The organism is Hylemonella sp. GW821-FHT10B10, from assembly GCF_059415585.1.
Map to the genome: position 1 here is coordinate 592,282 of NZ_JBWKNN010000002.1, position 19,088 is coordinate 611,369.

The 19,088-nt window shown below is 65.7% G+C and carries 23 protein-coding genes; 19 read left to right on the forward strand and 4 right to left on the reverse strand.

Annotated features, from left to right (window positions below):
* Window positions 1–21 precede the first annotated feature (21 nt).
* Genes urtC through AC07NT_RS12995 form a run of 5 tightly spaced genes read left to right on the forward strand, consistent with a single transcriptional unit; the run spans window position 22 to window position 4,337 of the window.
* Entirely contained in the window at window positions 22–1,224 is a 1,203-nt protein-coding gene (gene urtC, locus AC07NT_RS12975; protein ID WP_498598628.1) for an urea ABC transporter permease subunit UrtC, read from the forward strand.
* 22 nt (window positions 1,225–1,246) lie between these two features.
* Entirely contained in the window at window positions 1,247–1,990 is a 744-nt protein-coding gene (urtD, locus tag AC07NT_RS12980) for an urea ABC transporter ATP-binding protein UrtD (RefSeq protein WP_498598627.1), read from the forward strand.
* 16 nt (window positions 1,991–2,006) lie between these two features.
* Entirely contained in the window at window positions 2,007–2,696 is a 690-nt protein-coding gene (urtE, locus tag AC07NT_RS12985; RefSeq protein WP_498598626.1) for an urea ABC transporter ATP-binding subunit UrtE, read from the forward strand.
* Window positions 2,697–2,740: 44 nt separating this feature from the next.
* Window positions 2,741–3,973 (forward strand): formamidase, encoded by a 1,233-nt coding sequence (fmdA, locus tag AC07NT_RS12990; RefSeq protein WP_498598625.1) that lies wholly within the window; start codon window positions 2,741–2,743, stop codon window positions 3,971–3,973.
* Between the two features lie 13 nt (window positions 3,974–3,986).
* Entirely contained in the window at window positions 3,987–4,337 is a 351-nt protein-coding gene (locus AC07NT_RS12995) for an FmdB family zinc ribbon protein (protein WP_498598624.1), read from the forward strand.
* A gap of 6 nt (window positions 4,338–4,343) precedes the next feature.
* Here the strand turns inward: AC07NT_RS12995 and AC07NT_RS13000 are convergent, their stop codons facing one another.
* Window positions 4,344–4,865, reverse strand: coding sequence for a hypothetical protein (locus AC07NT_RS13000; RefSeq protein WP_498598623.1), 522 nt, complete (start codon window positions 4,863–4,865; stop codon window positions 4,344–4,346).
* 136 nt (window positions 4,866–5,001) lie between these two features.
* On the opposite strand from AC07NT_RS13000, the gene AC07NT_RS13005 reads away from it, so the two are divergent.
* The 12 genes from AC07NT_RS13005 to AC07NT_RS13060 all read left to right on the forward strand — a co-directional run bounded on the left by AC07NT_RS13005 (window position 5,002) and on the right by AC07NT_RS13060 (window position 14,318).
* Window positions 5,002–6,039, forward strand: coding sequence for an aliphatic amidase (locus tag AC07NT_RS13005; RefSeq protein WP_498598622.1), 1,038 nt, complete (start codon window positions 5,002–5,004; stop codon window positions 6,037–6,039).
* A gap of 27 nt (window positions 6,040–6,066) precedes the next feature.
* Window positions 6,067–6,891, forward strand: coding sequence for a CbbQ/NirQ/NorQ/GpvN family protein (locus AC07NT_RS13010; protein ID WP_498598621.1), 825 nt, complete (start codon window positions 6,067–6,069; stop codon window positions 6,889–6,891).
* The gene (locus AC07NT_RS13015) at window positions 6,875–8,479 is read left to right on the forward strand and encodes a nitric oxide reductase activation protein NorD (RefSeq protein ID WP_498598620.1); all 1,605 of its coding nucleotides are present in this window, start codon (window positions 6,875–6,877) and stop codon (window positions 8,477–8,479) included. The genes AC07NT_RS13010 and AC07NT_RS13015 overlap by 17 nt, the downstream gene beginning before the upstream one ends.
* Before the next feature lie 153 nt (window positions 8,480–8,632).
* A complete protein-coding gene (locus AC07NT_RS13020; RefSeq protein ID WP_498598619.1) occupies window positions 8,633–8,935 on the forward strand; it encodes an urease subunit gamma in 303 nt (100 codons plus the stop codon).
* A 13-nt stretch (window positions 8,936–8,948) separates the two neighbouring features.
* Window positions 8,949–9,107, forward strand: a complete 159-nt coding sequence (locus tag AC07NT_RS13025; RefSeq protein WP_498598618.1) for a hypothetical protein — start codon at window positions 8,949–8,951, stop codon at window positions 9,105–9,107.
* A 43-nt stretch (window positions 9,108–9,150) separates the two neighbouring features.
* Complete coding sequence (locus AC07NT_RS13030) at window positions 9,151–9,750, forward strand: HupE/UreJ family protein (RefSeq protein ID WP_498598617.1); 600 nt, start codon at window positions 9,151–9,153, stop codon at window positions 9,748–9,750.
* 17 nt (window positions 9,751–9,767) lie between these two features.
* Entirely contained in the window at window positions 9,768–10,079 is a 312-nt protein-coding gene (locus tag AC07NT_RS13035; protein WP_498598616.1) for an urease subunit beta, read from the forward strand.
* Window positions 10,079–11,797: an urease subunit alpha gene (gene ureC / locus AC07NT_RS13040; protein WP_498598615.1), complete on the forward strand. Its 1,719-nt coding sequence runs from the start codon at window positions 10,079–10,081 to the stop codon at window positions 11,795–11,797. The genes AC07NT_RS13035 and ureC overlap by 1 nt, the downstream gene beginning before the upstream one ends.
* A gap of 21 nt (window positions 11,798–11,818) precedes the next feature.
* On the forward strand, window positions 11,819–12,433 hold the full coding sequence (gene ureE, locus AC07NT_RS13045; protein ID WP_498598614.1) for an urease accessory protein UreE: 615 nt from the start codon (window positions 11,819–11,821) through the stop codon (window positions 12,431–12,433).
* Window positions 12,405–13,115 (forward strand): urease accessory protein UreF, encoded by a 711-nt coding sequence (locus AC07NT_RS13050; protein ID WP_498598613.1) that lies wholly within the window; start codon window positions 12,405–12,407, stop codon window positions 13,113–13,115. Before ureE ends, AC07NT_RS13050 begins: the two co-directional genes overlap by 29 nt.
* Before the next feature lie 5 nt (window positions 13,116–13,120).
* On the forward strand, window positions 13,121–13,783 hold the full coding sequence (gene ureG / locus AC07NT_RS13055; protein WP_498598612.1) for an urease accessory protein UreG: 663 nt from the start codon (window positions 13,121–13,123) through the stop codon (window positions 13,781–13,783).
* A gap of 157 nt (window positions 13,784–13,940) precedes the next feature.
* A complete protein-coding gene (locus AC07NT_RS13060; protein WP_498598611.1) occupies window positions 13,941–14,318 on the forward strand; it encodes a homoserine dehydrogenase in 378 nt (125 codons plus the stop codon).
* Window positions 14,319–14,339: 21 nt separating this feature from the next.
* Here the strand turns inward: AC07NT_RS13060 and AC07NT_RS13065 are convergent, their stop codons facing one another.
* Window positions 14,340–14,816 (reverse strand): FKBP-type peptidyl-prolyl cis-trans isomerase, encoded by a 477-nt coding sequence (locus AC07NT_RS13065; RefSeq protein ID WP_498598610.1) that lies wholly within the window; start codon window positions 14,814–14,816, stop codon window positions 14,340–14,342.
* Between the two features lie 73 nt (window positions 14,817–14,889).
* Between AC07NT_RS13065 and grxD the strand changes: the two genes are divergently transcribed.
* Window positions 14,890–15,213, forward strand: a complete 324-nt coding sequence (grxD, locus tag AC07NT_RS13070) for a Grx4 family monothiol glutaredoxin (RefSeq protein ID WP_498598609.1) — start codon at window positions 14,890–14,892, stop codon at window positions 15,211–15,213.
* Window positions 15,214–15,348: 135 nt separating this feature from the next.
* Complete coding sequence (paeA, locus tag AC07NT_RS13075; protein WP_498598608.1) at window positions 15,349–16,671, forward strand: polyamine export protein PaeA; 1,323 nt, start codon at window positions 15,349–15,351, stop codon at window positions 16,669–16,671.
* Here paeA and AC07NT_RS13080 read toward each other — a convergent pair.
* Entirely contained in the window at window positions 16,649–17,302 is a 654-nt protein-coding gene (locus AC07NT_RS13080; protein ID WP_498598607.1) for a lytic transglycosylase domain-containing protein, read from the reverse strand. The genes paeA and AC07NT_RS13080 overlap by 23 nt on opposite strands.
* A gap of 2 nt (window positions 17,303–17,304) precedes the next feature.
* Window positions 17,305–19,050 (reverse strand): proline--tRNA ligase, encoded by a 1,746-nt coding sequence (locus tag AC07NT_RS13085; RefSeq protein ID WP_498598606.1) that lies wholly within the window; start codon window positions 19,048–19,050, stop codon window positions 17,305–17,307.
* Window positions 19,051–19,088 lie beyond the last annotated feature (38 nt).

Genomic DNA, 19,088 nt, shown 5'->3' on the forward strand with positions numbered 1-19,088 from the left:
TTTCATTCCAGGAGTCCAAGCATGAACCAATTCACCACATGGATCGCCCGGCGGGGCCTGGGCAGCGTGCTCACGCTCGCCCTGCTGCTGCTCGTTGCCTTTCCCCTGATCTTCGACATCTTCCGTCTCAACCTGGTGGGCAAATACCTGAGCTACGGCTTCGTGGCCCTGGGCCTGGTCATGGTCTGGGGTTATGGCGGCGTGCTCAGCCTGGGCCAGGGCGTGTTCTTCGGCCTGGGCGGCTACGCCATGGCCATGTTCCTCAAGCTCGAGGCCAGCGACCCCATCACCACCAAGATCCAGTCCACCCCCGGCATCCCGGACTTCATGGACTGGAACCAGCTCACGGCCCTGCCCCTGTGGTGGCAGCCCTTTGAGCACCTGCCCTTCGCGCTGTTCGCGGTGATCGCCTTGCCCACGCTGCTGGCTTTCATCATCAGCTACGCGATGTTCAAGCGGCGCGTGGGCGGCGTGTACTTCGCCATCATCACGCAGGCGGTGGCGCTGATCCTCACGGTGCTCATCATCGGCCAGCAGGGTTACACAGGCGGCGTCAACGGCATGACCGACCTGAAGACCGTGCTGGGCTGGGACACGCGCACCGACAGCGCCAAGTACATCCTCTATTACCTCTGCACCTTCCTGCTGCTGGGCGGCATCGCCCTGTGCCTGTGGATCCAGAAGAGCAAGCTGGGCACCCTGCTGCTGGCCATGCGCGACAAGGAAGACCGGGTGCGCTTCTCGGGTTACGACGTGGCCATGTTCAAGGTCTTCGTGTTCTGCCTGGCCGCGGCGCTCTCTGGCATCGGTGGCGCGCTGTTCACCTTGCAGGTGGGTTTCATGTCGCCCTCCTTCGTGGGCATCGTGCCCTCGATCGAGATGGTGATCTACGCAGCCGTCGGCGGGCGCATGAGCCTGGTGGGTGCGGTCTACGGCACCCTGCTGGTGAACTTCGGCAAGACCTACTTCTCCGAGAGTTTCCCCGACCTCTGGCTCTTCCTGATGGCTTCGCTGTTCATTGGCGTGACCATGGCCTTCCCCGACGGCCTGGCCGGTGTGTGGGAAACCAAGGTCAAGCCCTGGTGGAAGCGCAAGCAGGCCGAGCGCCTGGCGATTCGCCAGGCCGTGGCAGCCGACGCGGCCGACGAGGCCCCCGTCACGCAGACCAGCAGCCTGAGCCGGACGCCCCCTCTGACCGGTACCGTGAGCGGCCAGAGCGCCTGACCCATCCACACAGGAGCACCCCATGAGCAATACCGACTTCGCCCTGGCCGTGGAAGACCTCACGGTCTCCTTCGACGGCTTCAAGGCCATCGACAGCCTGACGCTGTACATCGACAAGAACGAGCTGCGCGTGATCATCGGCCCCAACGGCGCGGGCAAGACCACGCTGCTGGACCTGATCTGCGGCAAGACCAAGGCCAGCGGGGGCAGCATCAAGTTCAAGAACGAGGAACTGACCAGACTGGACGAGCACATCCGCGTGCGCCGCGGCATCGGCCGCAAGTTCCAGACGCCCTCCATCTACGAGAACCTCAGCGTCTTCCAGAACCTGGAAGTGTCCTACCCCACGGGCCGTTCGGTCTTCGGCGCCCTCGCTTTCAAGTGCACCGACGAGGTGAAGGCCCGTGTGCAGGTAGTGGCCGAGGAGATCGGCCTGGCCGACACGCTGGAGAAGGAAGCCGGCCTGCTCTCGCACGGCCAGAAGCAGTGGCTGGAAATCGGCATGCTGCTCATGCAGGACCCGGAGCTGCTGATGCTGGACGAACCCATCGCCGGCATGAGCGCACGCGAGCGCGAGCTCACCGCCGACCTGCTCAAACGCATCTGCAAGAACCGCTCGGTGATCGTGATCGAACACGACATGGAATTCGTCAAGCAGATCGCACACAAGGTCACCGTGATGCACCAGGGAAAGATTCTGGCCGAAGGCTCGATGGCCACGGTGCAGGCCGACCCCAAGGTGATCGACGTCTATCTCGGCCACTGAAACACAGGAGTACGACATGCTCAAAGTTACCGACATGTACACGGCCTACGGCCAGAGCGAGGCCCTGCACGGCATCTCTTTCGACAGCAACAAGAACGAGACGGTCGCCATCATGGGCCGCAACGGCATGGGCAAGACCACGCTGTTCAAGAGCCTCATGGGTGTGCTGCCACTCAAGTCCGGGCAGATCCTGGTCGACGGACAGGACGTCTCCAAGGACGAAAGCTACCGCCGCGTCGCCAAGGGCATTGCCTACGTGCCCCAGGGCCGCATGATTTTCCCGACGCTGACCGTGGAGGAAAACATCCAGACCGGTCTGGAGAACGCCAGGCACAAGCAGATCCCGGAAGAGATCTATGCCCTCTTCCCCGTGCTCTGGGACATGCGCCGGCGCAAGGGCGGCAACCTCTCGGGCGGGCAGCAACAGCAGCTGGCGATTGCCCGCGCTCTGGTGACCAACCCCAAGGTGCTGCTGCTGGACGAGCCCACCGAAGGCATCCAGCCTTCCATCATCAAGGACATCGCCAAGGCGCTCAACGAGATCCGCAAGCTGCGCGAGATCACCATCATCGTCTCCGAACAGGTGCTGTCGTTTGCCATGGACGTGGCCGACCGCCTCTTCGTGATCGAAGGCGGCCGTCTGGTGCACGAAACCGCGCGCGACCAGACCGATGTGAAGCGCATCAAGTCCTACCTTTCCGTCTGACCCCTCCCCTCATTCCACCACCCCTGACCACAAGGAGAAGCACCATGGCAGAAGCCCTCATCAAAGTCGACCTCAAACAATCCGCCTACAGCAACCCGCAGGTGCACAACCGCTGGCACCCGGACATTCCCATGGCGGCCTGGGTCAACCCTGGCGAAGACTTCATCCTCGAGACCTACGACTGGACCGGGGGTTTCATCAAGAACAACGACAGTGCCGACGATGTGCGTGACATCGACCTGTCCATCGTCCACTTCCTGACCGGTCCCGTGGGCGTGAAGGGCGCGCAGCCCGGCGACCTGCTCGTGGTGGACCTGCTGGACATTGGCGCCAAGGACGAGAGCCCCTGGGGCTTCAACGGCTTCTTCAGCAAGAAGAACGGCGGCGGCTTCCTGACCGACCATTTCCCGCTGGCGCAGAAGTCCATCTGGGACTTCAATGGCATGTTCACCAAGAGCCGCCATGTGCCTGGCGTCGAATACGCCGGCCTGATCCACCCAGGCCTCATCGGCTGCCTGCCCGACAAGAAGATGCTCGACGCCTGGAATGCACGCGAGCAGGAACTGATCGACACCGACCCCACACGCGTGCCCGGCCTGGCCAACCCACCGTTTGCCGCCACCGCCCATCTGGGCAAGCTCTCGGGCGACGCGGCCAAGAAAGTCGCGGCCGAAGGCGCGCGCACCGTGCCGCCGCGCGAGCACGGCGGCAACTGCGACATCAAGGACCTGTCACGCGGCTCCAAGGTGTTTTTCCCGGTTTATGTGGACGGCGCCGGCCTGAGCGTGGGCGACCTGCACTTCAGCCAGGGCGACGGCGAGATCACCTTCTGCGGCGCCATCGAGATGGCCGGCTGGGTCCACATGCGCGTGAATCTGATCAAGGGTGGCATGGCCAAGTACGGCATCAAGAACCCGATCTTCAAGCCCAGCCCCATCACGCCCAACTACAAGGACTACCTGATCTTCGAAGGCATCTCGGTGGACGAGGCCGGCAAGCAGCACTACCTGGACGTCAACGTGGCCTACCGCCAGGCCTGCCTGAACGCCATCGAGTACCTCAAGAAGTTCGGCTACAGCGGCGCACAGGCCTATTCCATCCTGGGCACGGCCCCGGTGCAGGGCCACATCAGCGGCGTGGTGGACGTGCCCAACGCCTGTGCCACCCTGTGGCTGCCGACCGAGATCTTCGACTTCGACATCAACCCCACGGCCGCCGGCCCGGTGAAGATGATCGACGGCAGCATCCAGATGCCGATCTCGCAAGACGTCAAGTAAGCAGGAGCCCCGCATGCCCACCTATGACTACGACTGCCCGGGCTGCGGGGGCTTCGAGGCCCTGCGCAGCCTGGCACAGCGCAACGAACCCTGCAGCTGCCCGGACTGCGGCACCGTCAGCACGCGTGTGTTCGTGGCTGCACCGCGCCTCGCCTGCCTGAGTGGCGAGACGCGCAAGGCCTACGAAACCAACGAGCGTGCGGCCCACGCCCCGAGATCGTCGCGCGACGGGAGCTACGGACGGCTCAAGCATCCCTCGGGTTGCGGGTGTTGTTCCACCAGTGGCAAGCGGGGCTCCACGGTGACGGCGGCTGATGGCAGCAAATCGTTTGCGGGGAAGCGGCCCTGGATGATCAGTCACTGAGCCTGTTCAGGGCATCGGCGCCGCATGCGGCTGTACGAAGGGCTTGCTTTTGCGGCTTGGCCGGTTCTCTGCCCGTCCCACCGGCAAGCTGACCAGGACCGTGCTGTGCTCACCGGGTTTGCGTAGGTCGCCGTGCGCTTCGATGCGCAGGCCCAGCTCGCCCTGCGGGCCTTCCAGCTCGGCGAGCGGGAGGGCCACCGGCACCACGCAATCCCAGGAGCCGGGCTCGCGCGGGCCACAACTCACCTGGCTGCGCAGGAGCGTGGGACTGTCCGGCTTGTCGCGAACGAAAGTGTAGACCTGGACCTGTGAGAGGCGATCGGTGGCGATGAAGCTGAGCTGGACCTGGGCAGCCCGGCGATCGACTTGCGTGGGCGTGACGCCGAAAACCACGAAGGGCGCGTCGTTGGACAGGTAGACCGTGCGCGACGGCCAGCCATCCAGCGTCGACACCGCGGCGCTCGGGCCGGCGGCCAGGCTGGCCGCGAGCACAACCGTGCCCGCCAGGACCCATGTCTGCTTGCGCATGCTTGTCTCCTGCCTCTGTCGTACGGCCTATTGTGGCCACGGCACTCCCTACGTCAATCAACGTATTCCCGAAGGCGGGGGCCGCTCCCCACAATGAATACAAGTTCGTTCAACCGCTTACACGAGGACAGCAGCCATGATCCACGGCGACATTTCCAGCAGCAACGACACCGTCGGCGTAGCCGTCGTCAACTACAAGATGCCCCGCCTGCACAGCAAGGCCGAAGTGCTGGCCAATGCCCGCAAGATCGCCGACATGCTGGTGGGCATGAAACAGGGTCTGCCGGGCATGGACCTGGTGATCTTCCCCGAATACAGCACCCACGGCATCATGTACGACGCCAAGGAGATGTACGAGACCGCCTCCGCCGTGCCCGGTGAAGAGACCGCGATCTTTGCCGAGGCCTGCCGCAGGGCGAAAGTGTGGGGCGTGTTCTCGCTGACCGGCGAGCGCCACGAGGAGCACCCGAACAAGGCGCCCTACAACACGCTCATCCTGATGAACGACCAGGGCGAGATCGTGCAGAAGTACCGCAAGATCATGCCCTGGGTGCCCATCGAGGGCTGGTACCCGGGCAACTGCACCTACGTCTCCGACGGGCCCAAGGGACTCAAGGTCAGCCTCATCATCTGCGACGACGGCAACTACCCCGAGATCTGGCGTGACTGCGCGATGAAGGGCGCCGAGCTCATCGTGCGCTGCCAGGGTTATATGTACCCGGCCAAGGACCAGCAGGTGCTCATGGCCAAGGCCATGGCCTGGGCCAACAACAGCTATGTGGCCGTGGCCAACGCAGCCGGCTGGGACGGTGTCTACAGCTACTTCGGCCACAGCGCGCTCATCGGCTTTGACGGCCGCACCCTGGGCGAATGCGGCGAAGAAGAGTACGGCGTCCAGTACGCCGCCCTGTCCAAGAGCCTGATCCGTGACTTCCGCAAGAACGGGCAAAGCGAGAACCACCTGTTCAAGCTGCTGCACCGCGGCTACACCGGCAAGATCAACTCGGGTGAGGGCGACACCGGCGTGGCCGCCTGCCCCTACGAGTTCTACGGCCAGTGGATCAGTGACCCCGAGGGCACGCGCAAGAAGGTGGAGTCCTTCACGCGCTCCACCGTGGGCACACCGGAATGCCCGATCGAGGGCATCCCCAACACACCCGCCACGCATCGCTAAGGAGGTGCCCTGCCTGGAGGGCGCACCGTGGACCTGTCCGAGCACCCGAGCGACCCGCTGGCTGCCTATCGCCTGCGCGCGCAGCCGTACTACCGGCCGGCGGCGCGCGAGGTGGCGCTGTACGAGCACGCCTATGCCCACCGCCTGCCTCTGATGCTCAAGGGCCCGACCGGTTGCGGCAAGACGCGTTTTGTCGAGTACATGGCCTGGAAGCTGGGGCGACCGCTGGTCACTCTGGCCTGCAACGAAGACATGAGCGCCTCCGATCTGGTGGGGCGCTACCTGCTCGACGCCCAGGGCACGGCCTGGCACGACGGGCCGCTGACGCTGGCTGTGCGCCACGGCGGCATCTGCTACCTGGACGAGGTGGTGGAGGCGCGCCAGGACACCACGGTGGTGATCCACCCGCTGACCGACGCGCGGCGCATATTGCCACTGGACCGCAAGGGCGAGATCGTGCGCGCCCACCCGGACTTCCAGCTCGTGGTCTCCTACAACCCCGGTTACCAGAGCCGTGCCAAGGACATGAAACCCTCCACGCGCCAGCGCTTCGCTGCACTGGAGTTCGACTACCCGCCCGAAGACGCCGAGACCGAGATCGTCGCGCACGAGGCCGGCATCGCCACCGAGCTGGCCGCGCGCCTGGTGGGCATCGCCCGGCGCTCGCGTGCCCTGCGTGAACGGGGCCTGGACGAGGGTGTGTCCACGCGCATGCTGGTCTACGCCGGTACCCTGATCCGCGACGGCGTGGACCCGCGCGACAGCTGCGACATGACCATGACACGCGCGCTCACCGACGACCCCGACATGAGCGCCGCCCTGCGCGCCCTGGTCGATGCCAGTTTTCCCTGAAGCGCCACCGCCGGCGCTCGCTTACCTGCTGCAGGCCTTCAGCGGCCGCCAGCTGCAGCTGCAGACCCTGCCCGCCAGCCCTCCCGACGCGCCGCCGGCACGCCCCGTCCTCACGCCCACGCATCTTTTGCTGCCGGCAGGGGACGGTGCGCAGCAGCGCGCCGCCGTGGCCCATGCCGCAGCCCATCTGCTGTACTCGCCCCTGGCCCAGCCCTCGGCCACGCTCAAGCCGCTCGCACAGGCCGTGGTAGCGGCCGTGGAAGACGCGCGCGTTGAAGATCTGATGTCGGAGCAGCTGCCGGGCCTGCGCACCTGGTTCCTGGCCGGCCTGCGCGCGAGCCTGCAGGCGCAGGGCCTGAGCTTCACAGCCCTGATCTCGCGCCTGAGCCTGGCCCTGCTCGACGAGCACTACCCCGACGGCAACGCCTGGGTGGACAAGGCGCGTACGCTCTACGCAGCCGCCCGTGCACAGCAGGGCTTGCAGGACTACACCGCCTTTCGCCGCCTGGCCGCCCTGCTGGCCAACGACCTGGGGCAGATGCGCGTGCGCTTCGACCCGCAGCAATATGCCGTGCCCGCCGCCTACCGCGACGACAACAGCTGCCTCTGGGACCACGGCGTGGCCCGCGATGAAGCGGCCCAGGCCTTGCAGGCCCCGCTGCAGGAGCAGCCGCAAGCAAGCGGCGCAGCGGCACAGGCCATCGAATCCGTGCTCTCCGTCCACCACTACCCCGAGTGGGACGCGCGCAGCGCCGTGCTGCGTCCCAACTGGTGCACCCTGTACGAACTGCAGCCTCTGCTCAAGGCACAAGCAAGTGCCTCTTCCGCGCGCAGACCGCTGCCGCCCTTGCAACGGCAACGTACCCAGCCCGGCCGCCGCCTGCGCCGCCAGTGGGAGGGCGAGACCCTGGACCTGGACGCCGCCATCGAGGCCGCCGTCGAACGCCGCCTGCAAGGCGCCCCATCGGGCCGCATCTTCCAGCGCCCGGGCCCGCAGACCGAGGCCTTGAGCCTGCTGGTGCTTCTGGATCTTTCCCAGTCCACCGGCGCACGCGCCAGCCCAGAGGCCCCCAGCCTGCTCGAAGTGGAGCGGCAGGCCGCCCTGCTGCTGGCACGGACCGCGCAGGCCGCCGGCGAGCGCATCGCCCTGCACGGTTTTTGTTCCGATACCCGGGCCCACGTGCGTTACCACCGCCTGCTGGATTTCGGCCAGCCGCTGGACGACCGGGCCGAGGCCCGGCTGCGCGCCGTGCAACCTGCCTGGTCCACCCGCCTGGGCGCGGCCCTGCGCCACGCCACTGCCCTGCTGGCGGCCGAGCCGGCCGCGCGGCGCGCACTGCTGGTACTCACCGACGGCGAACCCTCCGACGTGGATGTGTACGACAGGCGCTACCTGATCGCCGATGCCCGGGCCGCCGTATTGGCTGCAACGCGACAGGGCCTGCCGGTCTGCGGCCTGGCCGTGGACGCCGGCGCGGCCGCTTACGCGCGCCAGATTTTCGGGGCACAGAACCACCGCATCGCAGCAAAGCCGGAGCAGCTGCCACGCCAGCTGGCCGCCTTGCATGCACGGTTTTCAGGCGTTTGAGCGGCGAATGTGCCGCATTCGGGTGCACAAAAGGATGACGGCGCACCTGAAACAGGCGAAACTCCGGGCCCGGGCACAAATCTGGACAAGCGGCCGCGCAGGTACTACGGCACGGCTATTGCATAAGCAGGACACAACACACCACGCACGACCATGGAACTCACGCCGCGCGAGAAAGACAAGCTGCTCATCTTCACCGCCGCCCTCTTGGCCGAACGGCGTATGGCGCGTGGGCTCAAGCTCAATTACCCTGAGGCCATGGCCTACATCAGTGCCGCCGTGATGGAGGGCGCGCGCGACGGCAAGAGCGTGGCCCAGCTCATGAGCGAGGGCCGCACCCTGCTCAAGCGCGGCGACGTGATGGAAGGCGTACCCGAAATGATTCCCGACATCCAGGTCGAAGCCACCTTCCCCGACGGCACCAAACTCGTCACCGTGCACCAACCCATTGTTTGAAAACGGCCCTGCCATGCGCAAGTTCATCCTCTGCCTGTCTGCCCTGCTCATGACCAGCGCCACACTGGCCGGCGAAGGCCTCGCACTGCCGGCACTGCATCTGCGCGACATCTTCGGCCTGCTCGCCTTCGGTGTGCTGGCCGGTATGGTGATCTGGCACCTGCGCCGCTGAGACGCTCATGGCACAACAACAACACATCAAGGAGAGACACCCCATGACCCCCTTCCTGCTCCGTCTGGCCACTTGCGCCACCTTGCTCCTGCCCGGCCTGGCCCTGGCCCACACCGGTGCCGGCGACGCCCATGCCCACAGCGCGCTGGCCAGCGGCCTGCTGCACCCCTTCACAGGGCTCGACCACCTGGCCGCCATGCTGGCGCTGGGCGTGTGGAGTGCCCTGGCCGTGCGTCCGCTGTGGCTGGCGCCCGCTGTTTTCGTGCTGATGCTGGCCGTGGGTGCGGGGGCCGGTTTTGCTGGCCTGGCCGTGCCTGCGGTGGAACCGATGATTGCCAGCTCCCTGCTGGTGCTGGGCCTGCTGGTGGCCACGCACCGCGGTCTGCCGGTGGCGCTGGCCGCAGCTCTGGCCGGCCTGTTCGCTTTCTTCCACGGCGCTGCGCACGGCAGCGAACTCGCCATCGACTTCGCTGGCGCAGGCCAGTGGCTGGCGTTGACCGGCATGGTGATGGCCACGGCCGCGCTGCATGGCCTGGGCATCGGGCTGGGTAACACGTTCTTCTCACGCCTGCGCTGGCTCGGCGCGGCGGCTGGTGGTGGTGTGGCCCTGCTGGGCTCGGCCCTGCTGCTGCGCCTGGCCTGAGCCGAGAGGACCGCATCATGTCCCTCATCCCTGGCGAACTGCTGATCGACGACGGCGCGCACACCCTCAACCCGGACCGGCGTACGCTGACCCTGGTGGTGAAGAACACCGCCGAGCGGCCCATCCAGGTCGGCTCGCATTACCACTTTGCCGAGACCAATGGCGCGCTGGATTTCGACCGCACGGCCGCGCGCGGCATGCGCCTGAACATCGCCAGCGGCACCGCAGTGCGCTTCGAGCCCGGCCAGCAGCGCACGGTGGAGCTGGTGGACTTTGCAGGCGAACGCAAGGTCTACGGCTTCCGCGCCCTCGTGCAAGGAAAACTGTAATGAACATGATCCCCAAACGCGCCTACGCCGAAATGTTCGGCCCCACCGCGGGCGACCGCGTGCGCCTGGCCGATACCGAGCTGGTCATCGAGGTCGAGCAGGACTACACCCTGCGTGCCGGCGGTTACGGCGAGGAAGTGAAGTTCGGCGGCGGCAAGACCATACGCGACGGCATGGCCCAGAGCCAGCGCACCCGCGCCGAAGGCGCCATGGACACGGTGCTGACCAACGCGCTCATCATCGACCACTGGGGCATCGTCAAGGCCGACATCGGCCTGAAAGACGGGCGCATTGCCGTGATCGGCAAGGCCGGCAACCCCGACACGCAACCGGGCGTGGACGTCATCATCGGCCCCGGCACCGAAATCATCAGCTGCGAAGGCAACATCGTCACCGCTGGCGGCATCGACAGCCACATCCACTTCATCGCCCCGCAGCAGATCGAAGAGGCGCTGTGCTCGGGCGTGACCACCATGCTCGGCGGCGGCACAGGTCCGGCCACGGGCACCCTGGCCACCACCTGCACGCCCGGCCCCTGGAACATCGAGCGCATGCTGCAGGCGGCCGACGCCTTCCCCATGAACCTGGGTTTTCTGGGCAAAGGCAATGCCAGCCTGCCGGCCGCGTTGCACGAACAGATCGACGCCGGCGTGATCGGCCTGAAGCTGCACGAGGACTGGGGCACCACGCCCTCGGCCATCGACAACTGCCTCAACGTGGCCGAGGCCACCGACACGCAGGTGGCCATCCACTCCGACACGCTCAATGAATCGGGTTTCGTCGAGAACACCATCGCGGCCGTGAACGGCCGCGGCATCTGTGCCTTCCACACTGAAGGCGCGGGCGGCGGCCACGCACCCGACATCCTCAAGGTGGTGGGCCAGGCCAACTTCCTGCCCAGCTCGACCAACCCCACGATGCCCTACACCGTGAACACGCTGGACGAGCATGTGGACATGCTCATGGTCTGCCACCACCTGGACCCGGCCATCGCCGAAGACCTGGCCTTTGCCGAAAGCCGCATCCGCAAGGAAACCATCGCGGCCGAGGACATCCTGCACGACCTGGGCGCCATCAGCATGATGAGCAGCGACAGCCAGGCCATGGGCCGCGTGGGCGAGGTCATCATCCGAACCTGGCAGACCGCGCACAAGATGAAGGCCCAGCGCGGCCGGCTGGAGGAGGACGGCGTACGCAACGACAACTTCCGCGTCAAGCGCTACATCGCCAAATACACAATCAACCCGGCCATCGCCCACGGCATCAGCCATGAGGTGGGCAGCATCGCCCCAGGCAAGTGGGCCGACCTGGTGATCTGGAAGCCGGCCTTCTTCGGCGTCAAGCCCGCGCTCATCCTCAAGGGGGGGTTCATCGCCTTCGCCGCCATGGGCGACCCCAACGCCAGCATCCCCACGCCCCAGCCCGTGCATTACCGGCCCATGTTCGGTGCCTACGGTGGCGCGCTGCGCCAGACCTCGCTGACCTTCGTCTCGCAGGCCGCCCTGGCCGCCGACGTGGGCAAGCGCTACGGCCTGGGCAAGCAACTGGCGGCGGTGAAGAACATCCGCGGCGTGAGCAAGCGCCACATGATCCACAACCACTATGTGCCAGCCATGGAGGTCGATCCTCAGACCTACCAGGTGCGCGCCGACGGCCAGCTGCTGACCTGCGAGCCGGCCACCAGCCTTCCCATGGCCCAGCGCTACTTCCTGTTCTGAATACGGCGTAAGCTCAGGCCCATGATCACCGTTTCCAAACTGCTATCCCAGGGCCAGGGCCTGGCCCCCGTGCTGCTCAAGCGCGCCTCCTCCGTCGAACTGGACTGGGACGTGCGCCAGAAAAGCCGTTTTGCCGCCACCGACTCCCTGGGTCGTGAACTGGGCATCTTCCTGCCGCGCGGCACCCTGGTGCGCGGCGGCGACGTACTGGTGGCCGAGGACGGCTCGCTGGTCCGCGTGATCGCTGCGCCGCAGGCGGTGCTGCGCATCACGGCCTGTACCGAGCACGGCTCGCCCTTCGACCTCACGCGTGCGGCCTACCACCTGGGCAACCGCCACGTGCCCATCGAACTCAAGCCCGACCACCTGAAGATCGAACCCGATCACGTGCTGGCCGACATGTTGCGCGCCATGCACCTGACCGTCGTCGAAGCGCAGGAAGCCTTCGAACCCGAGGGTGGTGCCTACAGCGCGAGCGGACACGGCCATGCGCATGGGCACGAACACGATCACAGCCATGACCATGCACACGGGCAAGCACACGGTCATGACCACCTGCACGACCATGAACACGGTCCCGATTGCGGCCACGACCATGGAGATTCCCATGGACATGCGCACAAACACGCTCACTGAGCCGCTCGCACCTTCCAGCCTGCTGCAGCTGATCTGGCTGGCTTCGCCGGCCCTGCCCGTGGGGGGCTTCTCCTATTCCGAAGGCATGGAGGCCGCGGTCGATGCCGGCCTGGTCACCAACGAAACCACGGCCGCCGATTGGTTGGTGCAGCAACTGCACCTGACCCTGGCACGCGCCGACCTGCCCGTGATCGCCCAGGCCCTGATCGCCTGGCGCAAGGGCGACCACAACCGTGTGCGCGCACTCAACGCCTGGTTGCTGCAAACGCGCGAGACCGCCGAACTGCGCCTGCAAACCGAGCAGATGGGTCGTTCCCTGCGCGAGTGGCTGCGCAACCTGCCCCTGGCCAGCCCCGCCACCCTGGACTTCGCCGCCGCAATCGAACCGAGTTACCCCGTGCTGTTCGCGCTGACGGCCGCCGGCAGCGGCGCCGGTGAACGCGATGTGCTGCTCAGTTATGCCTTCGGCTGGGCCGAGAACATGATGCAGGCCGCGCTCAAGGCCGTGCCCCTGGGCCAGACCTCGGGCCAGCGCATCCTGGCACGCCTGTCCACCGAAATCCCCGTCGCTGTCGAACAGGCCCTGGCCCTGCACGACGAAGACCGCCAGGCCTTCAGCCCCATGCTGGCCATCCTCTCCAGCCGGCACGAAACCCAATATTCGCGCCTCTTCCGCTCTTGAACACCATGAACGCTCCTTCCCTGCACAACATCCCGAATCGCAGCAAACCCCTACCGCCCCTGCGCGTGGGCATCGGCGGCCCGGTCGGCTCGGGCAAGACCACGCTGCTGGAGATGCTCTGCAAGGCCATGCACGAGAAATACGACCTCGTGGCCATCACCAACGACATCTACACCAAGGAAGACCAGCGCCTGCTGACGGTCAGCGGCGCGCTGCCGGCCGAACGCATCATGGGCGTGGAAACGGGCGGCTGTCCCCACACCGCCATCCGCGAGGACTGCTCGATCAACCTGGAAGCCATCGACCGCATGCTGGTGGACTTCCCCAATGCCGACGTGGTGTTTGTCGAATCCGGCGGCGACAACCTGGCCGCCACCTTCAGCCCCGAACTCAGCGACCTGACGATCTACGTGATCGACGTGGCCGCCGGCGAGAAGATTCCGCGCAAGGGCGGCCCCGGCATCACCAAGAGCGACCTCTTTGTGATCAACAAGACCGACCTGGCCCCCTATGTGGGCGCGAACCTGGACGTGATGAAGGCCGACACCGAGCGTATGCGCACCAACGCACAGGGACTCAAGCCTTTCGTGATGACCAACCTCAAGACGCTCACGGGCGTGGACGAGGTGGTGAAGTTCATCGAGACACGCGGTTTGCTCAAGGCCTGAGGACCAGCGCGGCCTGGCTGTGGACTGTCTGCCCCATACAGCCGGGGGTTAGGTCTCCGCTGCCCTTGGTGATAACCATGAGGAAGCAGGGTGCTCCGCTGGGCTAGCATGGCTGGCACTCACCCCACGGGCCGTCGCCCATCAGAAAGGATCCCTCTTGGAACAGCAACGTATTGCCATCATTGGTCTGGGCCGAATCGGCTCGGCCTTCCTGAGCCAGATGCTGCAAAAGCGCAGCCAGGGCATTGAGCTGGTCTGCGCCGCCGAAGCGGCCGACACCCCCGGCCGTCAGCTCGCGGTCAAATCCGGCATTGCAATCAAGTCGCTGGATGACGTCGTGGCGCTGGGCAACCGCATCGACGTGATTTTCGATCTGACCGGACTGCCCGATGTACGACGCGAACTGCGCGACAAGCTGGTGGCGTCCAAGAACGCGCATACGGTGATCGCCTCGGAAACCATCGTGCGCGTGATTTGGGCCCTCATCAGCCAGGACGCCCTGCCCGTGATCCAGGGCCGCAAGACCGGTTACTGAAGTGGCCCGGCCGCCTGCGGCTTAGTGATGGTGGCCGTGGGCCCCATGCACATGGCCGTGGGCAATTTCCTCGGCGCTGGCGGCACGCACATCCACCACGGTGACGCTCAGGCGCAAGGCCTTGCCGGCCAGGGGGTGGTTGCCATCCAGATGCACCTCGGGGCCCTTGATCTTCACCACGGTGAAGACATGGGTGCGTCCGTCCTCGCCGCGGCCTTCGAGCTGGCCGCCCACCTTGACCCCGGGCGGAAACTGGGTCTTGGGAATGACCTGCACCAGGGCTTCGTTGCGCTCGCCAAAGGCGTCTGCCGGCTGCAGCTCCAGGCTGGCCTGGTAGCCGGCTTCACGGCCTTCCAGCGCCTCTTCCACCTTGGGAAAGGTGTTGCCGTACCCGCCGTGCAGATAGGCATTGGGCTCCTTGCCATCTTCGAGCAGCTTACCCGTGGCGTCGCTGATGCGGTAGCGGATGGTGACGGCGGTGTCTTTGGTGATCTTCATGATAAATAGGGGTTCTGCGGCCTAGGGCCAAAAATGAAATAATTACGGTATTCGACTTCAAGGATACCGAAATATGAGCGACGCCCAGCAACGCATCGACGACCTCGTCAAACAGAGCGACGTGCTCCTTTTCATGAAAGGCAGCGCCAGCTTTCCCATGTGCGGTTTTTCCGGCCGTGCCATCCAGATCCTCAAGGCCTGCGGCGTCGACCCCAAGGCAGTGAAGACCGTCAATGTGCTGGAGGACGACGGCATCCGCCAGGGCATCAAGGAATACAGCAACTGGCCGACCATCCCGCAGCTCTATGTGAAGGGGGAATTCATCGGCGGCTCGGACATCATGATGGAGATGTACGAAAGCGGTGAGCTGCAGAAGGTGCTGGGCACCCAGGCCTGAGCCTCGGCGGCGCCTGCCCCGACCACCGCCAGCCCTGCGCTGCCGGTGGTTTTTTCTTGCCCGGGCAAAGCACAGAAATTCGTCTGACCGCTACACTCATTCTCAACCACCACGCGGGACACGCTCCCCATCACCATGAGCCTCACGCAAAGCCTCTTCGTCATCGCCCTGCTGATCGGCGCCAGCGCCTTCTTCTCGATGGCCGAGATGTCGCTGGCTGCCTCGCGCCGCCTGCGTCTGCGCCAGCTGGCCGACGAGGGTGATGCGCGGGCCGAGCGGGTGCTGCGCATCCAGGAACAGCCGGGGCACTACTTCACTGTGGTGCAGATCGGCCAAAACGCAGTGGCCATCCTGGGCGGCATTGTGGGCGAAGGGGCTTTCAGCCCGCTGCTCGGCCGCCTGTTGCAAGCCTGGTTGTCGGCCCCGGCAGCCGAGACCACGGGTTTTGTGCTGTCCTTTGCCCTGGTGACATCCTTGTTCATTGTCTTCTCCGATCTCTTCCCCAAGCGCCTGGCCATGGCCGAACCCGAGCGTTTGGCCTTGCTGCTCCATGGCCCCATGCGCCTGTGCATGCAGGTTTTCAAGCCCGTGGTCTGGGCTTACAGCCGCACCACCGATGGGCTGTTTCGACTGCTGGGGCTGTCGTCCCAGCGCGATGACCGGGTAACGCCCGACGACATCCTGGCCTTGGCCGAGGCCGGCGCCCAATCCGGCGTACTGGCCCGCGACGAGCAACAGGTGATTGCCAACGTCTTCGAACTCGACACGCGCACGGTCAGCAGCACCATGACGGCACGTGACCGCATCGCCTGGTTCGATCGGAAGGACAGCGACGCCATCGTGCGCGCGCGCATCACGGCCGAGCCTTTTTCCACCTACCCAGTGTGCGATGGCAACATCGACCATGTGATCGGCTACGTGGATGCCAAAGACCTGTTCCAGCGCATCCTGAAGAACCAGCCCATCAAGCTGGATGACCCCAGCCTGCTGCACAAGGCCGTGGTGGTGCCCGACCGGCTCACGCTGACCGAGGTGCTCGCGCAGTTCCGCCAGGCGCACGAAGACTTTGCTGTCATCGTCAACGAATACAGCCTGGTGGTTGGGGTGGTCACGCTCAACGACGTCATGAGCACGGTCATGGGCGACCTGGTGGCACCGGCCGATGAAGACCTGATCGTGCAGCGCGAGGAAGGCTCCTGGCTGATCGACGGCATCACACCCATGGCCGATGTCCAACGCGTGCTGGGGCTGGAAACGCTGCCACATGCTGCGGACTACGAGACCCTGGCCGGTTTCCTGATGGTGATGCTGCGCCGCGTGCCGCGCCGCACCGACCGCGTGCTGTGGGAGGGCTACAGCTTCGAGGTGCTGGATGTGGACAGCTACCGCATCGACCAGGTCATGGTCACGCGCAACGGGGCAACGGCCGCGCCGCTCAGCGCTCCACCGGCGCCGTAGGCTCGTCGCGAAACTGCCAGGCCCGCTGGGCGGCGAGCACTGCATTCGGGTAGGGGGACTTGCCACGCGAACCGTTGTAGCGCCCCAGCGCCATGAAAAGATCGCCGCGCTCGCGCTCCAGGTAATGGCGCAGGATGACGCAGCCGAAGCGCAGGTTGGTCTGCATGTGGAACAGCTTGCCCACGTCGCCATCGCCGATCAGGCGCGACCAAAAGGGCATGACCTGCATGTAGCCGCGCGCGCCCACGCCCGAGACAGCGAATTTTCGGAAATTGCTTTCCACCTGAATCAGGCCCAGCACCAGGGCCGTGTCCAGACCGGCGCGTTTGCTTTCGTACCAGACGGTCTGCAGGAAATCACGGCGCTCGGGCCACTCCGCCTTCTTCTTGCGCAGACGTTCGCTCATGGCGCCCAGCCAGCGCAGATAGGCTAGGCGAGCCTCGGTGTCGCTGAACTCCGGCACTGGCGGTGCTCTGTTGGCGATGGCCGCACCCAGGGCCGTACGCACGGCGTCGGCCAGGGGCTCCTCGATCTGCCCGCCGGCGCGCACCAGCGGTGGCAAGCCCAGGCCAACGGCCAGCGCCAGCATGCCCCGCAGCCCCGCACGCCGCTGCATGGCCGGTCCGGTCATCGTCAGGCGCCGAGTTTGGACTTCAGCACGGCAGCCATGTCCGCCAGCGGCAGGGGGGTGGCAGCCGCATCGCGGCGGTGCTGGTACTCGACCTTGCCTTCCTTGAGCGTGCGGTCACCGATGGTGACGCGATGCGGCACGCCGATCAGTTCCCAGTCGGCGAACATGGCGCCGGGGCGTTCACCGCGGTCGTCCAGGATCGCGTCGATGCCGGCCGCCATGCACTCAGCATAGAGTTTTTCAGAGGCTGCTTTCACCTCGGGGCTGCGGTCCGGGTTGATGGGGCAGATCACGACGGTGAAGGGGGCGATGCTGTCGGGCCAGATGATGCCTTTGTCGTCGTGGTTCTGCTCGATAGCGGCCGCCGGCAGGCGTGTGATGCCTATGCCGTAACAACCCATCTCCATGAACTGCGGCTTGCCGTTCTCATCGAGAAAAGTGGCATTCATGGCCCGGCTGTACTTGGTGCCCAGGTAGAACACATGGCCCACCTCGATGCCACGCTCGATGGCCAGCGCGCCCTTGCCGTCAGGCGAAGCATCGCCAGCCACCGCGTTGCGGATGTCGGCCACCAGATCGGGCTCGGGCAGGTCGCGGCCCCAGTTGACACCGGTGCTGTGGAAGCCAGCCTCGTTGGCGCCGCAGACCCAGTCGGCCATGACGGCCACCTCGCGGTCGGCCACGACCCTCACCGGCTTCTTCAGGCCCACGGGGCCCAGGTAACCCGGCTTGCTGCCGAAATGCTCGACGATCTCGGTCTCGGTGGCAAAGCGGAAACCGCCTTCCATGCCTGGCAGCTTGCCAACCTTGACTTCGTTCATGTCGTGGTCGCCGCGCAGCAGCAGCAGCCAGACAGTGTTCTTGCCTATCTCTTCCTTGTCGGTGATCTCGTCGGTGGCCAGCACGATGGACTTGACGGTGCGATTCAGCGGCAGGCCCAGCAGCTCGGCCACCTCAGGGCAGGTGCTCTTGCCGGGTGTGGCCACCTTCTGCAGGGCCTGAGCGGCGGCCGGACGCGGCTGTTGCGGTGCCAGGGCCTCGGCTTTCTCGATGTTGGCCGCGTACTCGCTACCCGGGCAGTAGACAATGGCGTCCTCACCCGTGGCGGCGATCACCTGGAACTCTTCGCTCAGGTCACCGCCGATGGCGCCGCTGTCGGCCGCCACGGCGCGGTAGCTCAGGCCGAAGCGGTCGAAAATCTTGCGGTAGGCCTGGGCCATCACCTGGTAGCTCGCCTTGGCTGATACCTGGTCGCGATCGAAGCTGTAGGCGTCCTTCATGATGAACTCACGGCCGCGCATCAGGCCGAAGCGCGGACGGCGTTCGTCACGGAACTTGGTCTGGATCTGGTACAGGTTCTTGGGCAGCTGCTTGTAGCTCTTGATCTCCTGGCGCGCGATGTCGGTCACCACCTCTTCGCTGGTGGGCTGGATGACGAAGTCGCGATCATGCCGGTCCTTGATGCGCAGCAGCTCGGGGCCCATCTTGGCAAAGCGTCCGGTCTCCTCCCACAGCTCGGCGGGCTGCACCACGGGCATGGTGAGCTCGACGGCACCGGCGCGGTTCATCTCCTCGCGCACGATGGCCTCCACCTTGCGGATCACACGCAGGCCCATGGGCATGTAGTTGTAGATGCCGGCACCCAGCTTCTTGATCATGCCGGCGCGCGTCATTAGCTTGTGGCTCACCACCTCGGCGTCAGCCGGTGCTTCCTTGAGGGTGGAGACGAAGAATTGAGAGGCTTTCATGGGGGCTTTTTGTGGCGGATGCAGGCTGATCCCCTTGC